19 protein-coding genes and 1 riboswitch are annotated in these 20,647 nt (G+C 43.4%); of the genes, 9 read left to right on the top strand and 10 right to left on the bottom strand.

Going from position 1 to position 20,647, the window contains the following annotated elements; translation table 11 throughout:
* Nucleotides 1-214: 214 nt before the first annotated feature.
* The 7 genes from IB196_RS08030 to IB196_RS08060 form a co-directional block, all read right to left on the bottom strand.
* Entirely contained in the window at nt 215-790 is a 576-nt protein-coding gene (locus tag IB196_RS08030) for a recombinase family protein (protein WP_114680517.1), read from the bottom strand.
* Nucleotides 791-1,253: 463 nt separating this feature from the next.
* Entirely contained in the window at nt 1,254-2,045 is a 792-nt protein-coding gene (locus tag IB196_RS08035) for a hypothetical protein (protein ID WP_053069295.1), read from the bottom strand.
* Between the two features lie 2 nt (nt 2,046-2,047).
* Complete coding sequence (locus IB196_RS08040) at nt 2,048-2,773, bottom strand: HNH endonuclease (RefSeq protein WP_032181891.1); 726 nt, start codon at nt 2,771-2,773, stop codon at nt 2,048-2,050.
* Nucleotides 2,774-2,907: 134 nt separating this feature from the next.
* Nucleotides 2,908-3,264 carry a hypothetical protein gene (locus tag IB196_RS08045; protein WP_114680515.1) on the bottom strand — a complete coding sequence of 119 codons (357 nt, stop codon included), beginning with the start codon at nt 3,262-3,264 and terminating at the stop codon, nt 2,908-2,910.
* Nucleotides 3,265-3,307: 43 nt separating this feature from the next.
* Nucleotides 3,308-4,348, bottom strand: coding sequence for a hypothetical protein (locus IB196_RS08050; RefSeq protein WP_151235709.1), 1,041 nt, complete (start codon nt 4,346-4,348; stop codon nt 3,308-3,310).
* 981 nt (nt 4,349-5,329) lie between these two features.
* Nucleotides 5,330-6,766 carry a DEAD/DEAH box helicase family protein gene (locus IB196_RS08055; protein WP_139935914.1) on the bottom strand — a complete coding sequence of 479 codons (1,437 nt, stop codon included), beginning with the start codon at nt 6,764-6,766 and terminating at the stop codon, nt 5,330-5,332.
* Between the two features lie 218 nt (nt 6,767-6,984).
* Nucleotides 6,985-7,209, bottom strand: a complete 225-nt coding sequence (locus tag IB196_RS08060) for a hypothetical protein (protein ID WP_114680514.1) — start codon at nt 7,207-7,209, stop codon at nt 6,985-6,987.
* 422 nt (nt 7,210-7,631) lie between these two features.
* Nucleotides 7,632-7,728: riboswitch (TPP riboswitch) on the top strand.
* Nucleotides 7,729-7,795: 67 nt separating this feature from the next.
* Between IB196_RS08060 and IB196_RS08065 the strand changes: the two genes are divergently transcribed.
* The gene (locus IB196_RS08065; RefSeq protein ID WP_188232069.1) at nt 7,796-9,163 is read left to right on the top strand and encodes an integrase; all 1,368 of its coding nucleotides are present in this window, start codon (nt 7,796-7,798) and stop codon (nt 9,161-9,163) included.
* 53 nt (nt 9,164-9,216) lie between these two features.
* On the opposite strand, the gene IB196_RS08070 is transcribed toward IB196_RS08065, so the two are convergent.
* The 3 genes from IB196_RS08070 to IB196_RS08080 form a co-directional block, all read right to left on the bottom strand.
* Nucleotides 9,217-10,173, bottom strand: coding sequence for a DUF4062 domain-containing protein (locus IB196_RS08070; protein WP_172774032.1), 957 nt, complete (start codon nt 10,171-10,173; stop codon nt 9,217-9,219).
* An 821-nt stretch (nt 10,174-10,994) separates the two neighbouring features.
* On the bottom strand, nt 10,995-11,204 hold the full coding sequence (locus IB196_RS08075) for a hypothetical protein (RefSeq protein ID WP_223236913.1): 210 nt from the start codon (nt 11,202-11,204) through the stop codon (nt 10,995-10,997).
* 55 nt (nt 11,205-11,259) lie between these two features.
* The gene (locus tag IB196_RS08080) at nt 11,260-11,820 is read right to left on the bottom strand and encodes a tyrosine-type recombinase/integrase (protein ID WP_188232070.1); all 561 of its coding nucleotides are present in this window, start codon (nt 11,818-11,820) and stop codon (nt 11,260-11,262) included.
* Nucleotides 11,821-13,891: 2,071 nt separating this feature from the next.
* On the opposite strand from IB196_RS08080, the gene IB196_RS08085 reads away from it, so the two are divergent.
* The 8 genes from IB196_RS08085 to IB196_RS08120 all read left to right on the top strand — a co-directional run bounded on the left by IB196_RS08085 (nt 13,892) and on the right by IB196_RS08120 (nt 20,636).
* Nucleotides 13,892-14,320 (top strand): hypothetical protein, encoded by a 429-nt coding sequence (locus IB196_RS08085; RefSeq protein WP_188232071.1) that lies wholly within the window; start codon nt 13,892-13,894, stop codon nt 14,318-14,320.
* A 309-nt stretch (nt 14,321-14,629) separates the two neighbouring features.
* Entirely contained in the window at nt 14,630-14,809 is a 180-nt protein-coding gene (locus IB196_RS08090; protein ID WP_188232072.1) for a hypothetical protein, read from the top strand.
* The gene (locus IB196_RS08095; RefSeq protein WP_188232073.1) at nt 14,784-15,383 is read left to right on the top strand and encodes a hypothetical protein; all 600 of its coding nucleotides are present in this window, start codon (nt 14,784-14,786) and stop codon (nt 15,381-15,383) included. Before IB196_RS08090 ends, IB196_RS08095 begins: the two co-directional genes overlap by 26 nt.
* 15 nt (nt 15,384-15,398) lie before the next feature.
* Complete coding sequence (locus IB196_RS08100) at nt 15,399-15,884, top strand: hypothetical protein (protein ID WP_188232074.1); 486 nt, start codon at nt 15,399-15,401, stop codon at nt 15,882-15,884.
* Between the two features lie 155 nt (nt 15,885-16,039).
* Nucleotides 16,040-16,435, top strand: a complete 396-nt coding sequence (locus tag IB196_RS08105; RefSeq protein ID WP_049015327.1) for a hypothetical protein — start codon at nt 16,040-16,042, stop codon at nt 16,433-16,435.
* Between the two features lie 48 nt (nt 16,436-16,483).
* Nucleotides 16,484-18,643 carry a chemotaxis protein gene (locus IB196_RS08110; protein ID WP_188232075.1) on the top strand — a complete coding sequence of 720 codons (2,160 nt, stop codon included), beginning with the start codon at nt 16,484-16,486 and terminating at the stop codon, nt 18,641-18,643.
* Nucleotides 18,644-19,245: 602 nt separating this feature from the next.
* Complete coding sequence (locus IB196_RS08115) at nt 19,246-19,587, top strand: hypothetical protein (RefSeq protein WP_188232076.1); 342 nt, start codon at nt 19,246-19,248, stop codon at nt 19,585-19,587.
* A 14-nt stretch (nt 19,588-19,601) separates the two neighbouring features.
* Entirely contained in the window at nt 19,602-20,636 is a 1,035-nt protein-coding gene (locus IB196_RS08120; RefSeq protein ID WP_188232077.1) for a major capsid protein, read from the top strand.
* Nucleotides 20,637-20,647 lie beyond the last annotated feature (11 nt).

Raw genomic sequence — 20,647 nt, forward strand, 5'->3', positions numbered from 1 at the left:
TATATAGCGATAGGTATGCTAAAAAATGGAGTATGACGATCCAGTAAGGGCGGATGGTGATGTCTCATTTTATATCAAGTCCGATGCTCGGCTGAGCAATCACCTTTAAGAAAGTGCCAGTTATGTCACATTATTAACAGCCTCACCAAGGATATCGGGAGGATTCGAACATTACAAAATGGTAAGCTTTTATTCTTTACCTCCATCCACTATATCAGCGTTCAATGACGCTAATACCAGCGAGCATTTCTTTTTTTACGCGAAATACTGTAGCCCTGCCGCAATCGCATAGTTTCGCGATTTCATCAGGGGTATTCTTCCCTGCCTGCAACATATCAATAATTTTCTTATGTAGTTCTTGGTTCTTTTGCTTGCCCTTGTACTTCCGGGCTTCTTTGGCAAGGGCGATCCCCTCGTTGCGGCGTGAAGCGATCATTCCTCGCTCAAACTCTGCAACGGCTCCCATCATGGTTAGGATAAGGCGTGATTGTGGCGAGTTATCAAAGCTCATTGAGTTAGCAAGGAACTGAACAGTGATCCCACGAGCAACCAGGTTATCAATCATTTCCAGCAAATCGCGAGTATTGCGTGCCAGGCGGTCAATGCTGTGGGCGACGAGAGTGTCACCTTCGCGGAGGTGTGAAAGCAGATTCAACAATTCAGGTCTATCGCTGGTGGACTTGCCAGATTCTTTCTCTGTCACTATTTTATTGCAAACAGGTTCCAGTACTGCCAATTGGCGATCAAGATTCTGGCTCCGGTCGGAAACACGAGCATAACCAAAAATCATTTCCTTGCCCTCGCTCTCTGAAAGTATCATTTGAATTAACTGAAGGATACAGTATCATTTAAGTGCAATAAACATCTAAATGATACTTGGCGATGCAGGAAAACGGAGTATCGTTGGGGAGTACCCAAAAGAGATTTTCGATCGTTCGTTTTTTAGTCAATGTAGGGTTAGTGAAAAGTTCAGTACTGAGTTCTGAGTACACAGCATTTGGTCGGCGGGGTTGAACCTGATCAGACGAGCGAGATTTTAAATCGTGCAGAAAAATTCTAACTGTACTTTTATCTGAGTAAACGATCCCTTTAGATTTTTTGCCAAAAATCGGGAGGCCTGGCTTTTAATTATTTTGCGACCTAAAGGCCAGTACTTTTAGCGAGGACGAAAAAGCGATTGACGTGCGGCACGAATCCGTCATGGAAATCCAGTTTTATTCACTTGTTATGTCAAAATATAAGTCAAACTTTGTTCATTTACTCCAAAGTGTACTCAGTTTACTCTTAATCTCATCAGTAATTGCTGAGTGATTTGACTCATAGATGATTTTAAGTGCTTCAATGTTACTATCATTTTTAAATACTCGTCGCATTGAAGATGCCTTTGTTCTTGCAGTACTTTCCTTCCATTCTGGATGTTCAGTCACCATTTTCTTAACAAGATTGGTTGCATCCATTCCACTTTCAACACATTGATAGTATTCAATAAAAGTCTGCATTCCTATTGTTTGTACATCACGGATAATGTTTGAATCTGGTTTTACCGTGTTCTCTTTACTTGAACGTGCTGTGTCTGGTTCAAAAAACTCAATGAGGTCTGTTACGCGTGGGTCTTTTAGTAATAAATTGCTTATTCTTAAAGTATAGCCATTTTGATGTTTATTATAAAATCCATATTCCTTCACTAATTCATGTGGTATGGAAATAGCGTAACGAATTGAGAAATCATGATTGTATATTACGGCGATGAGTTCATTGAACTGATTAAGTTCATAATTCCTGATAATTCCAAGTACTAATGATTTATTCCTGAGGTTATTTTTCCTGGATTTAATCTGTATTTTTCGACCTTCTGAAGTTGTTGCATCGTACCCTTTAGTGCTCGGAGGAGCTAACTCCATCTGCATTTTCTCAGCAACCAGCCATTCGGTGTACTCACAGACAGGATTGTTACGAGTTCTGATCACATCTCTTCGTTCCAGCTCGTCAAGTGTCAGTTGATTTAGTTGCATCAACTCAACGCAACTCAATTGCGATAAATCCATTACTAACTCCAGAATCTCATTTTCTTTTTCAGTTCTTCAACTTTCAGTGTTTCACTACCACGATGAACCATTGCGTGGCAGTTTGGGCAAAGGGGAATCATGTCAGTCACTGGATCGACAACGTAATTTTCACCAATCGTATGCAAGGGCTTTATGTGGTGCACATGAATGAATCCTCGACCATGTTCACCATAGACCTTCTCAAAGTCAAACCCGCAACATTTACAGGTTGTGCCGTGATGCTGGATGCAAGCATGGCGAGCTTTGGGATCACGCTCGTAGTAGTTGACTGTTACCTGCGTTTTCGCACCTTCAACAAAACACTCTCCTGAAGGGATTTCATCAGGGAATGGATTAGGCATAAAATCTGCGTACCATATTTCCCCTTCTTTTCGTAGATAACGCTTGTTCAATTTTCGCTCAAAATCTTTGATTACTGCGACTTCAGGGTTATCTGGATGTTCAGAGAAAACCATGTTGAAGGTGAACAATTCATAGCCTTCATGAGCTAAGCGGATGTGCTCCAATGCCTGTGTATAGCCCGGTTGCCTTTTGTTATTTGAGTTGTACTCCCAACGCTCCCGGAGAATAACAGACCTCTCTTGATCACTCTCAACATCCCATGACCCAAAAATGACCATTTTCTTTTCATGATTAACAAACGACCAACTCCAAGTCCAGTTATTGCAAGTAGCCCCGAGTGACTGGATGAATTGCTTCCGGTTCATATCTAATCCTTCGTGCATATCGCGATATAAAAATATCTTATGTTATTGGAGAAGTATGAGTCTTTTTCTGTAATACTGCGAGCATTTCTTGTGCTGAAAGGCCGCTTTCACGGCCTTGTTTAACACCGTATTCACTAAGAACGATCAAGTACCATATACGCTGGCTGGCACATACTTCCCCGCTCCTGTAGCCAGTAGTAATCAAGATCGGCGACCCTGTCATTCAACCCCGAATCCACACGGTTGATCTGTAACCGTAGCCCTACAGTATCCTTGTACGATAAACCAGATTTAACATTGAATTTGTACTTAACACCGTTTTCCTGTTCAAACTGTTTAAGGAAAGGCGTCATTTGTTTCTGAATTTCTTTCAAACAAATAACCTCATTATCAATAGCAAAGGGGGTTACTGTTTTTCCATCAGGTACAGCAGCCTGTAAATGAAAGGAAGTACTCAACAATAACAGCATTGCAACAGAAGTCTTTTTCACTTTAATTCCTTATTAAAGAACAGTACATTATATTTAAATGGGCTTAATAACACGATTTTATATTTCCTTCGGGTTTTCTCATGCATTTAATACCTTCAGGAATATAATCAGTTACGGGAGCTGGTCTGGCATCAGGTCTTGAAAGACGATTGGGTATAGAAGACAACAGACTGAAAACACACTCATTAAATGATTTTTGATATTTATTTTTTTCATAAAAGTACTGCATGGTGATTTTATCTCTTTCGTATTGCAATTCTTTGCCAAGCTGAATCTTATCCATATCAACTCCATTTCTCATAGCATTAAATCTTTCGTTCAATAAATTAAATTGAGATTTGTTCCATTCATTTAAAGGAAATAAAGAATTGTTAAGCCTTTGCCTACAATTAGATTGCTCGATAGCTGACATGTATTCTTTCATACTAACGCCAATATCTAAGTATGTGCGTTGTCCTACTGTTCTATCAACTGAGTTATTGGGGTAGGATTTAATTTCAGTAAGTATTGACTCTGTTAATACTGAATTTTCTTCTAAATCTCTGCTAATCGTTTTTTTAGCTTGTTCTCTTTTATCCTCATCAAATATTGAAATGTATTTCTTTACTATATCCTGATTAGCTTTCTCAGCTGCTACTAACGCATCTTGAACCTTCTTTTCCGCCGCTTTAACTCGTTGTTCTTCTACAAATTTCGCGTAGTCATCAGTATTTGTAATGTGATTTTCACGAGCGATAGAAAACTCTTTACTATCTTTAAAACCAAGTTTTTGTGCTCTGGCTTCATCGCTTGAGGATCGGGCAGAACTTGCCACGAATGCAAGCACAATGATCACTACAGGAACCGTATAATTATTAACGAGTTTATAGGGTAAGAACTTCGCTTTAAGCGTACCATAACCCAAAACAGCCCAGCCTATCGCGGCAGTACTTGCCAGTAGCTGGCACAATCCAGCGACGGAAAGCATGATTACCGACCAGAAGCCTGTACCGACTGCGAAAAGATCACCAAATTTCTCCATTGACGCAAGGAATAAAAACACTCCCCAAATGCCATAAATTCCTATTTTTAAATATTTACTCACCGCAATTATCCTTTAATAATTTTCCAAATCGATGGTTCGTTCTATTTGTATTATCGACAATAATTCGTTTGCCTTTAGGTAGATCCCTTAAAAAGGAATCCCCCAAAATTTATAGATTAGCAGTTGTACCACTCTCACTGTTTTGTCACTCCCATTATCTTCTCTCAGGTCAAAAGTACGGACTTAAAGCCGTCCGTGTTCAGGTGCTCAAGAGTAGCACGCATATCAATAATTGATCGATAAAAACGATCGATTAATAACTTATTGATCGCTATAATCTATCAATAGCTATTAATTCAATACAAATCAATAGGTAAAATCGATCAAGAGGATTCGTCATCCATGAAAGGGGTTATGTATCTGATTTCAATACAGGGAGTATTAGCGATACCATCACGCAAACGCTCTTAAAGCGTAGCTACGGCGTTTTGTAGGGTTTTGGTCATTCATGTGTGTCAGTAATGAACATCGCATTCAGGGGCTTCCTGTGCGTTTTGTCCGAAACACCATCATGAAGGGGGACAGATCGGATCGGGGTCGCTTCGCTCTGGTCAGTACTGATAGTGCTTTTCCAGTAACTGAAACCGCAGATCCCCCACTAAGTACACAAAGGAATCAGTAGTATAATAAGTAATTAAATAGCAATCAGTTATGTACTGAATGACAGAACAGAAAAACGCGATTGGTTCGCTCTGCCAGTGACTGAAAGGAACGAAGCAGTAGAACCTAATCCAGCGAACAGTACACGCAAAGCGGGTACTGTTTAATTGTTTTATCTATGTAAACAATGGGATAGCTATCAAGTACTCACTGCGTGAGCACTCTCACTAACTACCCGAAACAGTTCGCTTGCTTCGCCGCTCCTACTTTCAGGTAGTTAATTCGCTTTCGCTCGTTGTTATGTCCGAAATTTATTACCTATAATATTTTAAGGTATTATTTTTCGGACATTTATGTATTTTTATGATGGTGTTATGGACATCATCTTTTGCTTTTTTGTACTTCCTTTTCGTATTTGTTCCACATAGCTTTTTGCTCTTCGGGAGTGAGAGGTGTATCACCACTGTCAAGAAACACCTTGAACGCTTCTAACTCAAGCCCTGGGTTGTGGCCTTTCCAGCGGCGAAAACGCTTAGCGTGCTTATCATTAAGGGTGAAACGCTTTTGCTTATTCTTTGAACCTTGTGGCCTGCCTCTCTGCCTCTGCTCATCATCATCAATACCGATATCTATATACTCAATATTATCTGTAAGAGATCTGGCTTGCCATTCATCAAAAACATAAACACTCTGTGTTTCAGTACTGTCAAAATCCCTTGAAATTCCTCGTAGTACGAACTGGTGTAAACTTTCGTACTCCCTCGCAACATGTATCGCCTCGCCGTCAATCTCAAAGAACAATTCGCACTGTTTAGCCTCTGTTTCAGAGGGACGCATACAAGCGAGCCAGACGCACGTGAGCAAGTGTTGGTACTGGTTAAATCCTCTGGCATCCGGGCTTATCTCTGTGCCGTTCTTAAGGCTCTGAGAATCGCTTTTGTTCTTCGTCCAGTAGAAATCCTGCCCCTCAAGTTTCTCATCAATAAATGAGTATATTTTTTGTACTTTATCAGGGTTATTAGTCTTCCATGTCTTCGATAGTTTTTGATTTTTTGAGAAGTAATAAACCTTTAATCTGTCTTTGAGAGCTGTTTTTCGTGTCAGTAATCCTCCAAGTTCAGTACTTTCAAAGAGTTCTTTATTGCCTTTATAGATCAATGAATTTTCGAAATTAGCTCCGAGAAAGGTGATTGATACGTCTTTGTACTTACTGAGATCTTTCCATGCGGTAATATTAAGCTGTTCCTTTTTCGCATCGGTAAAGTACTCATTATTCATGATGAACATATCATTTTCGTTAATTGCTGGTAGCTGGTTCAAAATATTCTTCAGTACTTCCCCTTGTATTTCTGGTTTTCTTTCTGCCGCAATATACATATTTTTATCATCTAATGTCAGTACATTGTGTATTAATGAATTAAGAATTGCATTTTTTATATTAGTATCACCCTCATTAATATTCTGAAAAGAGTGAAAATTAGTAACGTCGTCAATATAAATATTACAGTCAGATAACAATTCAGGAGGAATTTTGAAAAACGTTTTATCTGTTATGAGTAATGTTTTATTACTACCAGATGAAAAAAAGTTAATAACTGAACTAATAACACTTTCATCTTTTGGTACTGTATCTGTAATTATATACTCGCAATTATTGATTTGCTTTGCTGTCTGCTTAATAAGTTCTTGAGTGTTCTGTACTAAAATATATTTTTCAGTACTGTTATTGATTATATTGCATATAGCAGTAGTTTTACCTGAACCACAAGGGGCGGAGACATACTTAAATTTATTATAAATAGGTGTGGGATTAATCATTTGTACACGCTCCATATTGATTAATGTAGAAAGGTCAGCCATTCCAGTGTCTGGCCTTTCGTTGTTTTAGTTATTAGTATTTTTGAGTTGCGACAACTGCAAGAGAATGTGTATAAACAAGTGAAATAAGCCGTTTTACCGCCTCAAAAGCTACAGTCAGTTTCGTAATTATTTTCGAAAGCATCGTAAATTTCACTTCGCTATCTTCTATGCAAAAATTAGCAGGCTGAGGTATTTAATGATTGAGATGTGGCCTGTTGATAAGAGGGTTTGTATTGCTTGTTCTGCTCTTTGTTAATTTGTGACTTATTCCTTTCACAATGATCGGCTATGTTTGATAACTCTGTTAGGAAATCACCTATGGCTACCATATAATCATGTTCATCTTCTAATTCTTTAAATTTTAATAGAGAAATCTCTTCATAATATTCTTTCATTTTCATATAAACCACCTTTTATTTTTTTTGTTGTTAACACAGGTTTTTTTCTGCACTACACATTGTAGCACATAGAATTAATTCGTTTCATTTTCTGTCAATGAAATAGAGTAAAGATAAATGCTTTTATAAAGCACTTATCACATCCGTTGCCTTGCTATATATAAAAAGTTCTCCAAACTATACTGGTGTATATTTTCCCCATCAGATACAGTTGTTTTTAAACATTACAATGTTGGATTCTTGGTTCCAAATAAATCGAGCAACTATTGGTGTTTCAAAATGAAGTTGGGAGCTATTCCTTAATTAGTATGAGGTACAAAATGGGGTACTCGGTGGGGTACAGCGTGTATAAGTGACGTCACCACGGGTAAACTTGCATCGGCGAGCAACTTAACCTAAGCTGACAAAAATTAAGAGAAATGTAACCAAACGACTCGGGGTGCCCTTCCTGGTGAAGGCTGAGAAATACCCGTACCACCTGATCTGGATAATGCCAGCGTAGTCCTGGCGATTATCCAAGATAAGAATCAAAGACTTATCTGCGATTTTCGAACCGTTTTGTTTAGCCGATCACATTGAGGCTCACGAAATGGGACACAAAACCATACGTTACACCATCACTCGCAACGGGATTTATTACGTTCGCTTTCGCCTGCCGGGTAATAGATATTTTCGCAAGTCTCTGGAGACTGACAGCTACGCCCAGGCACATTTGCTGATGTCTTTTGCTTTTCCTGTAATTCCGCTGGTTCAACGTGGAAGCATCAACCCGTGCTTGTTTGCGGATCGCCTGTCTGAATTCAGTTGCCATCTAAAGCAACAGAACGAAAACTGGTTAATGCAGCAATTTCTTAATGACAACTTCAGTAAACACCAACCGCTGGCTGTGCAGGAATATCGAGAGGTGGTCGCCTCAACCATCGTTACAATGCGAGAAGAGCAGACCGAACCAAAAGAAGTGTTAACGCTGGCTGGCGCGTGGAATATGTACAAAAAGGAGAAAGCTCAAAACTGGACGAAGGCAATCTCACAGTCCAATGAACGCTTTATGGAAGTGCTGTTTATTGTCCTTGGTGCATCTAAAGATGTAACCACGATTACCAAGCAAGACATTAAACAGGTAATGGAGGTTGTTGAAAACTTGCCTAAGCGTGTTGTACAGCCTTACCGTTCAATGACGGTTCAGCAACTGATCGAGTGTGATGATGTGCCGTCTGAAAATTTGGTGGGTGCTGAGTCTATCCACAAGCATTTGAAGATTTACAAATCGCTGTTCAAAACCTTCCTGACCGACAATAAAGACATCTTGGAGAAGTCTCCGACTGATGGAGTAGTAGCCGCACCGTCGAAAGCGAGATTTGGAGCATACAGTGCAGCAGAAATGAGAAAATTTGTGGGCTGGGCACTAAAACAGCCTGATGGCTGGCAGAAGTGGAGCACCCTGTTGTTGGCGTATACAGGAGCAAGAAGAGGGGAGATCGCAAAGCTGGAGAAATCACAGATCAAATTTGATGAAGATAGCCAGCGGCACTATCTCCTGATCGCGGAAGGAGGGCAGGGGAAAACTGAGAACGCGACTAGACAGGTAGTGATCCATCCAAAACTAATCGAGTGGGGTTTCCTTGATTTCGTTAACCGTCAATGGAAAGAGAAGATTTTCTCGCCTGTGTCGGGTAAGAACATGCCTAAAATCGGCAAGGTTTTGGCTGATGTCCGTGATCAGCTTGGTATTCCGTACCTTGATGATTATGGACAGCGCCGACTGGTGCATAGCTTCCGGCACACAATGATATCAACCTGTTTAGCTGGTTGGGTTGGCAACTTGGCGCACCTGCAACAGATCGTAGGGCATGAGAAAAGCGGTTCAGGTATAACCCAGCGCTATCTACATACTTTCCCACTTTCCGCAGTTTGTTATGTAATAGATGGCCTAAACTGGGAATCTAAACCAGGTTGAGGAAACCTGGCTTCCAATAAAATTCAAAGTTTGTGGCTTATTTATTATAAAATTTAATTTTTCTCTTTATCCATGTAAGCTAACAAATCGAGGCCTTTTTCTGTAATTCCATAACGACGATAACGAACACCTGCAACTTTTTCATTCTCTACTAATCCATAAATTTTGAGGATTGGGCATACATGCTGATATAAAAACACTTCCCCATCGCTCACAGTAGAGGCATTTGTAATACCATTTATAATATAATTCCTCGTGCCGACAAGTATCGACGCAAGATCCATTTCGACATCTTTTTTTTGTCCAGATGCGTTTGCGGGGACAGTAATTTTTTTTGACCTAAGCGTATCAACGATTTCTTTAAGTGAATTTCCCTTTGAGGGAATAGCATTTTTGGATTGTAATTTTTGGTTTAGTGATTGAATTTCCTCTTTTAATTCTCTGTTTTCTTCGCTGAGTTTGGCTATTTCGTCAGCAAGTTCACGTGAGTCGATAATTTCATCAGCAGAAATCCAACCCTTTAGGCTCCTATTGGAGTTAAAATCAGTAAGGCTTTCATGTACACATAATCTAATATCTTTCACATCTTCAAAGAATGATGAAATGTTGGATAGAACTTTGCTTTTAAATTGAGCTAAAGATTTAGGCTCATTTAATTCTATAAAATCAGTGCCGTGCTCTTTAACTTTTCGCTTTAGTGCTTCTTCCTTGATTACTACTGCAAACAAAGCCTTACCTTTTTCAACCGCATAGTCATATTCTAACTCTGTGTAGCTTTTTCCTGACGTCGGTTCTATTGAACCATAGCGTCCACCAAGTATTAACATATACACATCTGATTCATCGATCCAATTTTTTATTATATCCATTTGTGATCGATCAGCAGCGGTAAACAACTCCATGCCTGCGGGAATGTGCCCAGCTTTAAGGATTGCGCTTACCGCTGCTTGTCTTTCCTCAATCAGGTCAGTAAAAGTGCTGGATACGAAAACCTGTAATTTCCTTTTCATTATTAACCTTATGCTGTGCTCTAAGATGTTTAGAAGAATATTTGCTTTGAAATGCTGTTTCAATTACAGGTCGCGAGGAGGTCTCCCTCCTCGTGACCAGCTCATATTTTAGCCGACCTGGCGGTAGGAATCACGTACCCCGTCACGGTAGCCATCAGCAAACGCTGCTTGAGGGCTTTTATGGCGAACGGTCCCCGCTTGACTATCGGGTAAGGCGGCTAAGTCTACCCATAATTGGCCTGTTCGGGTCAAACCAGCTTGGTAGCCTTGGTCATAAGCGCATCCGCAACATTTATGGCGACCTTCACCACCTTGATCGTGTGGTAAGCTAATGAAAAGCGTGTTGTAACGGTGTGATTGTTTGCAAATACTCATGCAATGATCCTTTCGAGCGTCGATTTTAAGGTTTACATGGTCCTCTTTGCCTGGCACAATCAAAACGTCAGAAATGAAGGCAAGGCAGAGATTCATAGGAGTTTGGCGACTCACTATTGGTCATGCTTCATAGAACGGATTCACATCAGTGAATCCGTTTTTTGTGGCTGCGTTTTGTACGTAGCCACTACATATAGGGGGTGTTTAAAGTTATTTCCCCTATATGTTCAATATTCTAATAGGGATTCTTTTCAGCACAAGAGTTGATTTTGAGGTTGAATTGAGGTTGCAAAAGGGTAGGAATCGCTAAGGGCGCGTCTTATAAGGCCTGGCGGGGATGTCAATAATAGAGAAAAAAAATGAAAATTTGATTGAGTTTAGAACTAATCTACTTGAAGTGAGCATGAAGACTTCAAGTTACTGGTAACATTGATAAATATTGCATCTCACTTTTCGTTATCCTCTGTGTCGAACGTCTTCGAGTATTGGCAGGACTGAGATCGAGTTACCAGCGTAAACAGATAAGTACTGTTTTCATAAGTGCAAAGCCGTTTCCCTCCCTGTAATTCCTGTTCTTCTGGGTTGCTCATGGTTATTCTTCCTGCATGAGCCGCCAGCGGCAGCAGGACCAGCACAAAAAGTAAAATTTTCTTCAAAGTAGTCGTCTCAATAGTCGCGTTGCGATTTGCATAGCAAAATCGTAAACAGTCATCAGTAGTCGATAGTCTGGAATACGTCTTCGATATCTTTTTCCATAATCCCACAATACGCCAATGTGACTGCCTGCGATGAATGCCCGTACAGCTTAGTGAGTGTTGGCAGGCTTACACCACGTTTCAGAGCGTGATAGCCTAAGTTCTTGCGTGGGCTGTGGGCGGCAATGCGAAGATTTAGCATATCCCCGGCCTCTTTAAACTTGGCAGAGACCGTCACACGACTGATTGGTTTGCCCTTGGCTCGGTTGCTGTCCACTTCAAATAAGTATTCATGACCAGGATTATCAGCACGGCGCTGTGCTACAAGTTCGAGCGCTTTCGCTGTTAGCATGATAGAGCGCGTCTTACCAGTTTTCTGCTCCTTCAGATTTAACACATTCCCTTCTATGTGGTTAAAATCGGCATAACGTAACCTGAGGGCATCACCAACTCGCGCTGCTGTCTGGTTCAGGAATACCCACAAATCACCGTAAATCGGGCTTGTATTGTGTTTACGTAGCAGAGACTCAACCTCGGCGATCTTCTCTTTGTCTCTGACTGGCTCGACTCTCTTCATTTCGTCCCTCGCTGTTATCTCGTTATGTAAGTTACAAGGTGAGTTTTGATCATAACATGATCATTGTAAAGGGGTTTTTATATGTGATTTAACCCACTCCTGCCCGTATTGAAACAAAAGTTGGGGTTACTCTTCAGGTTCCAGTGTCGGAAAATATCTCAGCGCATAGGCTGATGTGTTAGGCGTGGCTGAGAGTGTGTCAATAAAAATGAACCATTATTTCAAAATATCGCAAGGTAACTCTTTGCAAACACAACACAGATGCATAGAACCTGCATAGAAGGTGCATAAGACAGCGTGTAGACGCTTCTTTGATGTTCATCCACAACACATTCTAGAAAAATCAATGACTTGCTAATTTACACTTTCATATTGTGTAAGTTAGAGGTGAGTTCTCATACCCGTCACCAGTCCACAACATCATCCACCAACGGGCGATTTTCTCCCGGCCAGGCCGTCACCGTTCGTACCTTTTCCCACACTAGCGCAAGCAGTCCCACCAATAGCCCCGTATGCTTTACCAGAAGCCTGTAGCGGCGTTATCTCCACTGACTCACTGATAGCACAGCGCCCCGCTGAGAGGCTCTCACAGGCCTATAAATGGAGGGTTTTGAGTTGTTTTTGCGAAGAAAATTTATTTTTTCGGTATGGAAGGGTGGATCGGTGATTGTGTTTAGCCACACCATCAATGGCAGAACTGCCGAGGCCCTGCCACTACTGGCTTCATTGTATACCTTACACCATATCGCTCACCACATCCCACAGGCGAGCCAGTGACGCAAGGCTGCATTTACGGCGAAATACTAGCGATTAAAGTTGAATTTTCCGGCATTTATTTACAGCTTGGCGAGGCGCACATCCCAAAAGATGAACTGGTCAAGAAGTAGCCTACCCCTGACAAATTTGAAGGGGGAGGGGTGACAAATTTGACCTACGATATAATAAAGACCTAAATAATAAAGATCCTTGAAAGATCTAAGATCAAAAGATCTTTATAAAAACACTTGCTTTCTGTTTTGGTTAGTGCGTAGCCGAGTGGTTGAACATGGCAAGGTGTCTTCTGTCAGAGGAGAGGGTGTCTTCTACTGGAAGATGCGTGTCTTCTATTAGAGGGGAGGGTGTCTTCTATTAGACGTGGTATAAGAGCATTATAAAATCAATAATAAAAACACCTATAAGATCTTTAAAAGATTTAAGGTCAAGGGCAGGGAATGACTTGGTCATTCTTGGTTGTGGTGTTTATTGAGTGATATCAGTAATCTGGTGGCGATGCCATGAACCGACGGTTCACCCATACGGGCCTTGTATCGCTCCGCTCACTGGCTTCGCCTGTTTACACATATCTGTGTGGTAAGAAGCTCAACTTCGATGACGTAAACAGACACGGCATCTTGTGACCTCCTAACCCTCATTACCATTCTGTGATAACCAACTCATCAACAGGCTTACAGCCTGTTTCTGTGTGTGGTCATCCCAATCATGGATTCGGGTAACCCAAAGGCTACGGCATCGTGAACAGCTTCGACTGTTCACACTCTGTGTGGGAAATGCGAACCTGTTCGCCTATGTGGATCGAGCACAGCGCAGAGGAGCTAGAAACGCGACGTAACTCCCCTTGGTGGGCGGCGCTCCCCCTCAGACTTCACAAAGCCGCTATGCGGTGAATCCCCGATTCATCTTGATTGTTGTGACCGTTGATTGACAACGGACAATCAAGACTAGATAACAGGAGGCTCACAGAGCGCATCAGACACGCTACACGACGTTTAAGCGGTAGAGGTAACCCATAGGCACTGCCTACGGACCAGAATCGCTTAGAACGCATTGTATGGCTTTATGCAACCGTGAATTATTTACCACCTAAAATAAGAATGCAATACAAATTCTCACGTTCAGCACAAATTGCTAATGACATTGTATGTTGCTTTGTGGAATTATGCGGCCTAGCTCAAATGGTTCATAGCATACTTTTATTTATGATGCAACAAGAAACTTGACAAAAAGTGTGATTTATGACATAATATATTCATACCTTGAGAAAAGGAAACATTAAAACAACACAGGAGATTAGATGACAAAGCCCGTCCTTTTCAATTTTTCGAACGCTACCGCCTCAGAGATTGTTTCTGCAATCGACAACAAAATCACTTCGTTAGTAAATCTTCGCAGTTTCAGAACCCGCGTTGGCGGCTCCAAGAAAGCAGACAAACTATACCCGGCAACTCGTGAAGCTATGAATATCATCAAAAGTCTGCGCCAGCAGGCTAAGAATGCAAAAATCATCCGGGATATCCTGAAGCCTTACAGCCATGAGTTGGCAAAAGGCCGTGATGTTATGGAAATCATAGAGCCTGTTCTTTCTGCCTGGCGTGTTTATTACGCCTCTCATGGCATCGGCCTGATGAATGAGCAGATCCTTCTGCTTAAGATGATTGAGTCTGGCGGTGAACTCGAAGGCATTACCGGAAAAGACATTCCCGAACTGACCACAACCGAATAACCATTCTCTGCTTTACTCCGTTGGCAGCAACGCCACCAAACGAAATCGCCGCAAACACGGCTTCTTACTCCTGATCGCCATCCGCGATAGCAGGAGCGATGACTTTTATGCATTCGGAGGGAATTTTGAGATGAAAATTTCACTAGACGATGAAACATATGCAATTTTACGTGAAGAATCAGACCGCCAGGGGATTCCCGTGCCAAAGATGATCCGGAATATGTGCCAGAACCTGGCGAAACACATTCGGAAAGTACACGGGCAATTAAACAACGAGCAACCACACAACCCAACAGGGAGAAAAAGCGCATGAATATTTCATTCCCGGATGACACCTATCGTGCGTTGCTGAAAGAGGCTAACCACCGCGATATGCCCATGGCTAAGCTGTGTAGTGAATTGCTGCAAACAGCGGCAAAAATCATTGAAAAGAATAAAAAAACAGAAAACCAGCGAGGATTTAATGATAGCCGAGACAACAGAAAATAAGCTCTACGAATCTTTACCGCAGCCGAATGAAGACAAACCGATTACCATCGACACTTTTTCTTACTGGTCGATACCTGTCGCCCGTATCAAGCGCTTTAATGGTGTACAAAACAGCCCTGAGATCATGGCTGTCTACAGTCATCTGCTTGGGTGGAAGAAGGCGACAGGGGAGATCCGTCCTTCCCAACAGTACATTGCGGATTGCTGTTGCATGGGCCTTTCAACCGTTCAGAAGAAGGTCAAACTTTTGGTGAAAATGGGGTGGATTACTGCAACCTTATTCCGCAAACCTGGAAGCAAAGAAATTTCTTACACTGACTATACCGTAAAAGATCCTGACATCATTTTGACTGAACTTAATGCGGGAAAATCACAGCAAGGTGAGGCTGTTGTTACCATCGCAAAAAATCAGAAAGTTAAAAGCGGTAAGAATGAACAAAAGCCTGATGTGTTGGAGTCTGGCGTGGTGAAACCTGCCGCACCTGTAGCTGAACAGCGATCTGGATTTTCAAAATCTGAACCTGTGTCTGATTATTCAGAGGAAGATTTCTCAATGGAATCAATTCCTTTTTGATGATGGAGGATTGAATTGTGTGAGCAAGTAGCTGGTGACAGCCAGACAGATCACGGCTTTCAAACCGTGAAAAGCGATAAACTAAAGCGTCTTTTCAAAAATCGACGCAGGGATGAATCGATCCTTAAAACCGCAAAGACTCTTCTTGTGCACGGCATGACTTCTGGCAGAGTTGCCCTAATCCTCAGACTCGATCCTGAATTTGTTGCTGAATTAGCTAAGACCTGGAATCCACGTTTCCGAAGAGTGAAACATACCAGCCAGCGCACAACCGGGGTCACTATACGTCAGTATTTCGAATCCGGCGCGATGCTCGAAAAAATCTGCGCTGATCTGCAATTGCCGCTGTTTACAGTTGTGCGCTACCTGTCTGATGAAGGTATCCCACACGCTGAGATTTTGGCCCGTTTTCCGGAGGAAACTGCCCCGTTGGTTATTGAGTACAGAAAAACGCTCAGCCGTCACGCACACCGCAAGCAGAAAGCGCCCCGCCTGCACTGACACCCGCCAGCGGGTTAACGGTTGCCGTTAATCGCCCTGCGATGCATTAGGCCGCTATCTTGAATACTTATCGCTGATCCCCGTATTGGCAATGGTCGCCCATTGTCTGTTGTCCGGGATTGGCTTGTTCCATAATTTGCTTTGGAGACACCACAATGACACTGGACAGCATTAAAAATGCTCTGTTTGCCGCTATGAAAAATATGACACCGGAGGAATACGAACTCCAAAAAGCGCGGGACAATCTGAAGAGCGTCACCTCTGAATTTCTTAGGAAAAATCCTGAATATCTCCGAGGGAGATTTGCCGAAGGCAAACCCGATAACGGGTTGGAACAACTCAAAGCTCCTACAAACTCACCAGTTAATAAAGCGACTGATAAAAAAAGCAACAAAACAAAAATTATCAAGATGTTGGGGGCTGATGCTGGAGTTTTCAAACCTCATGATATCGATCCTGATGCGCTCGAAAGAGCAAAGGTCGCTTGTCGAAGACTGGTTGCTGATGATCCGGAACGTTATGGGCATATTATCAAACCGCAGGGGGTTTAATGGCACAAAGTGTTTTGACCAAGCGTCAAACCTCCAAAGGAGGCAAGAATGGCTAACATTATAGTGACTAAGACCGTAAACGAGATTACGTTTAAAGTTGACCAAACTGCCTACGGCAAGGCACTCAAGGCCATTAAGAGCCTGAAAGCAGCCCAGGAGAAGCCCGCTAAAGCGCTGGAGGCGGCGAAGAAACGCACAGCCCAGAGTGAAGGCAAGGCTGCTTTAGCAGCGGCAAAGGCCCATACAACCAGAATAAAGCAGCAACAACGTCTGGTTGCGGAGCAACAAAAACAGGCACAAGTGCAGGCAAAAATTGCCAATCAGGAACTGGCCCACAATAAAAAAATGGCGGCATTGTCTGCGAAGAATGCAGAGCAGGCGCTGACTCAGGATGAGGCCCGTGCACGTCAGGACCTCCGTCTGAGCCGTATTAGTGAGAGGATTCGGGCAGCGGTAGCCAGTCGTGCGGTAATGTATAACCCCAATATGGGGGGCACAGTACCAGAGCCGGGATTAGCAACAGCACAGACAGCAGCTATGAATCGGGGCCATAAACGTATCTCCGATGATATTGTAGCGGCGAAACGCCGTATTGCCCTTGAAGAAAAGAAAGAAACAGCGCTCAAACGTGAGGTGACTTATTACAACAGTTTGCGCCGTAGCGCTCTGACTCTGGCAAATGTGAACGGCGCTGACGTTGCAACCCGTTATAAAGCCATCAGTGCAGCAAAAGAGGCACTTAAAGCCCAGAAAGAAGAGCGCTACACGGTAGAAGAAACCCGCTTCGAAATGGCCCGTATAACCTCAGAATTACGCAAGCAGGCTCGACTGCAACAGCGTATCACCAAAGAACAGAAAGCCGCTGGCATTCGTGCTGGTCGTGTGCGTGCAGAAGGGCTGACAGGGCGACGTGGTATTGGTGGCGGGATTGTTGCCGGAGGTGCAGTCGGTGGAGCAACATTGATTGGCAGCATGGGAGTTGCTCGTGTTGGTCAGACGCTTCAGGGAAGCCTTGAGCGCTCTCGTGATATTAAAAAACTAGAGCAATATGGTCTGGGGCAATTAGAGTTCGCAGCTATCCAGGATTTATCTATGAGCAGGGCGGGTTATTCGCTCAGCGCTGATAAACTGGCTGAGCTGAACAAGGATACGACAGAAAAAGCTGGAGAATTGCTGAATACTGGCTCTTTCAAACGCAACAAAAAAACAGGTGAAGTAACTTTCTCTGGCGGTGGTGAGTTTGCCGATATCATTAATAACGTGCTGAAATCCACTAACGGGAACCAGAAGGTCGCCCAGAAAGTGATTGGCGAGATTCAGACCATGAATTTTCCTGAATTCATACTGTACCTGAAACAGTTGCAGAAGACTTTCAAATGGACTGATAACGCGGTTCGTCACCTGGCCGAAGCCGTGAATGATGGTTCCGTCTTCCTCGGGGTGTTTGATGATGAAGGGCGGGGGGTTATTGACCGCATGCAGCAACTGGCCTCTGAGGGCTGGTCCCTGTCCGATGCACAGCAGGCCAATCTCGACAAACTGGCAGCATTAGGTGCTGAGTACAACCGAGTACAAACCAGCCTCGCTGACCACTTCAGCGCCTCATTCGTTGAGGGGCTGGGACAATATGCTACCAACACGGACACTCTACGACAGAGCATGACGGGGCTGATCCCTATCGCTGACCATCTTGGACAGTCGTTAGGTGAGTTGACCACCAATATCTTAGCCTGGGTCAACAGCATTGGTGCTGAGTTACGCAAAGGGGCTACGTTACCGGATGCTGTTTACAACACCACAGTAGACGAGGGAGGCAATGCCGCCGCCGAGTGGGTAAAAGAGAATATAGGCTTCGACCCTCGCACTGTAGGCCAGACCCTTAAGCAGATTTATCCGTGGCTTGACAGCTCTTCGCCTAACAGTATTGGCACAGGCACTGCCTGGGACGGGTTAGCGTTGAATTTTCCAGGTCTGAACTATCAGGGCCAACAACCGCAACCATTGCTTAAACCAACATTCTCAATCCCCACAATTGCGGATGTGACGCGAGGGCCGATCCCTGTCAGTGTTACGGGGACAGCAGACCTCAGCCTTCATCAGGATGTTGACATCAATATCAATGACGGGGCTGTGAAAGGTCTTATTGATGCAAAAATCCGAGAGAATAATGTTTATAACACAAACCTCATTCTTGGGGTTCCCCAATAACGTTGTCAGATTTAACGGTAACCATCTGATTTTCCGACAATATCGTCGAGTCTTTGTTGTGAAAGTTAATTATTCATGATAAAATAGTTACATAGGGAATTACTACTGCCAATTGTTTTTCCTTCTCCTTATTATATCAAAGCGGCTGTGTGGTCTGGTCTTGATTCTCCGGTTTCAAATGCCGAAACAGGAATCAAGATGAACGGTAACGTTCACCCTAACGGGCCTTGGTGTTCACCACGCGGCCCTTTTCTAAATACAACCAATACGCCGCCTCTCACGGGAAGGTTAAGCCATAGCCGCTTGTTGTATTCAGAAAAGCAGGATTAATCTGCACCAAAATTCTCCGGTCCTGGATCGGGGTTTGCCAAAGTCCCGTCCTCCTCGTCGGGCTGTCACGTTGGACACTAAACAACATCAGGTGGCAGCGTTTTTGGGTCTCCTTGCCCATTCTTTGGAGCGTTGCCACTTCCTCATTCCTGCCCGCAATTAGCGGGTGCTAAAACCCTATTCGAAAGGCTGGCCCTGTCGCCGTTTATGGCTCAAGCAGGCGCTGGCCTTTTGTTTACATAGCTATGTGAAATTTAACGGGAGTTAATTATATGAAAATGGGAACAACAGAACGTTCTTACAATTCGGTGATCGCGTATGCAGTCGATCCAAACTTTGACCGCAAGACAATTACTGTCGATTTGGCAGTAGAAGTGCAGCCGGGTAGCTGCATTACCAGTGCCGGGACTACATATGTCTCTGGGGATGATTGCCTGCTGGTTCTGAGCCACCACAGGGCGGCAGATGATGCTCATGTCATCGTTGCTGATCGCGGTGTGTACATCAAACAGGACACCATCATTGCTGTTATGGGCGCGACCGCTGGCGCTAATGCTGTTGCTGCACTAACTAAAACGGGCGCAATCCGTGCCAGCGCACCGGACGCAGAATAATAAGGAGAAAACAAATGGGATTATCAACCAATTTCAGCTTTGCTGATTACACCAACACTTTTGTAAACGTGGAAGCAAAAAACACACTGCTCTCAACGCTTAACGTTTTCAGTGACCGCCAGACTTCCATGAGTCCAAAGGTGAGCCTTGATATCATTGATGAAGTTGCCCAGAAGGTGGCAAGCTCTGTCAATCGTTATGGTTCCGAGTGGTCAGCTATTCCCAAGCGTAGTGCCAGCAATCACCTGATTGAAGCGCCGCTTTACGCTTATCAGGACCGTATTACAGCGGCAGATGTGCAACCTTACCGCAAACCAGGTTCAGACCTGCAAATGTCTGTGATGGACGCTGTGACAGCTTCTGCTCTCGCAATGCATGATAAGTACATGCGTACCAGGGAAAAGATTTTCGCTGACGCACTTTTCCGAAATACTGTTGAAGCAACTTACACCCAGCAACCGATTATTTCGTGGGAAGATGAATTTGGTTACCAACAGGCGACCGGAACGATCAAAACCAACGTTAGCTCCGGTGACCCGCTTCGCAGCCTGGATGACGCTGTGACTGCTGCTAAAGTGCGTATGGGGGGTCTGGCTGGTCAGCTTGACGGCTTTATCCTGTTTACTGGTAGCAACGTCTATCGGGGCATCAAATATCACCCTGATATCCGTCAGAATGTCCAGTTTGGTGTGCTTGATCGCGATGTGCTGTTTAACAAAGAAGTGCTTCCGGCATTCTCAACATTCATCATCGAGAATGTTCGCGTAGTGGAAGTCACTGATCAGGCACTTTATGGAATTGGCCCGGATGAATCCTTCCTGGTTCCCCGCTTCAGCAAGCCGCTATCTTCTGAAATCGCATTGCCTTTCGGTTATGTAGCAACTGCAACCAGCCGAAATCTTGATCTGGCCTTTGCTGATCCAGTTGATTTCCGTATCTGGAGTGTGCAGGACAAGTTTAAGAACGTTGAGCTATTCGCGGAAAGCTCAATTTTGCCTGTGGTGTACCGTCCAGACTTTGTGACCAGACTCACGAACGACGCAGCGTAATACAGCGGATT

It is taken from the genome of Citrobacter sp. C6_1, from assembly GCF_014596835.2.
GTDB classification, from domain to species: domain Bacteria; phylum Pseudomonadota; class Gammaproteobacteria; order Enterobacterales; family Enterobacteriaceae; genus Citrobacter; species Citrobacter pasteurii.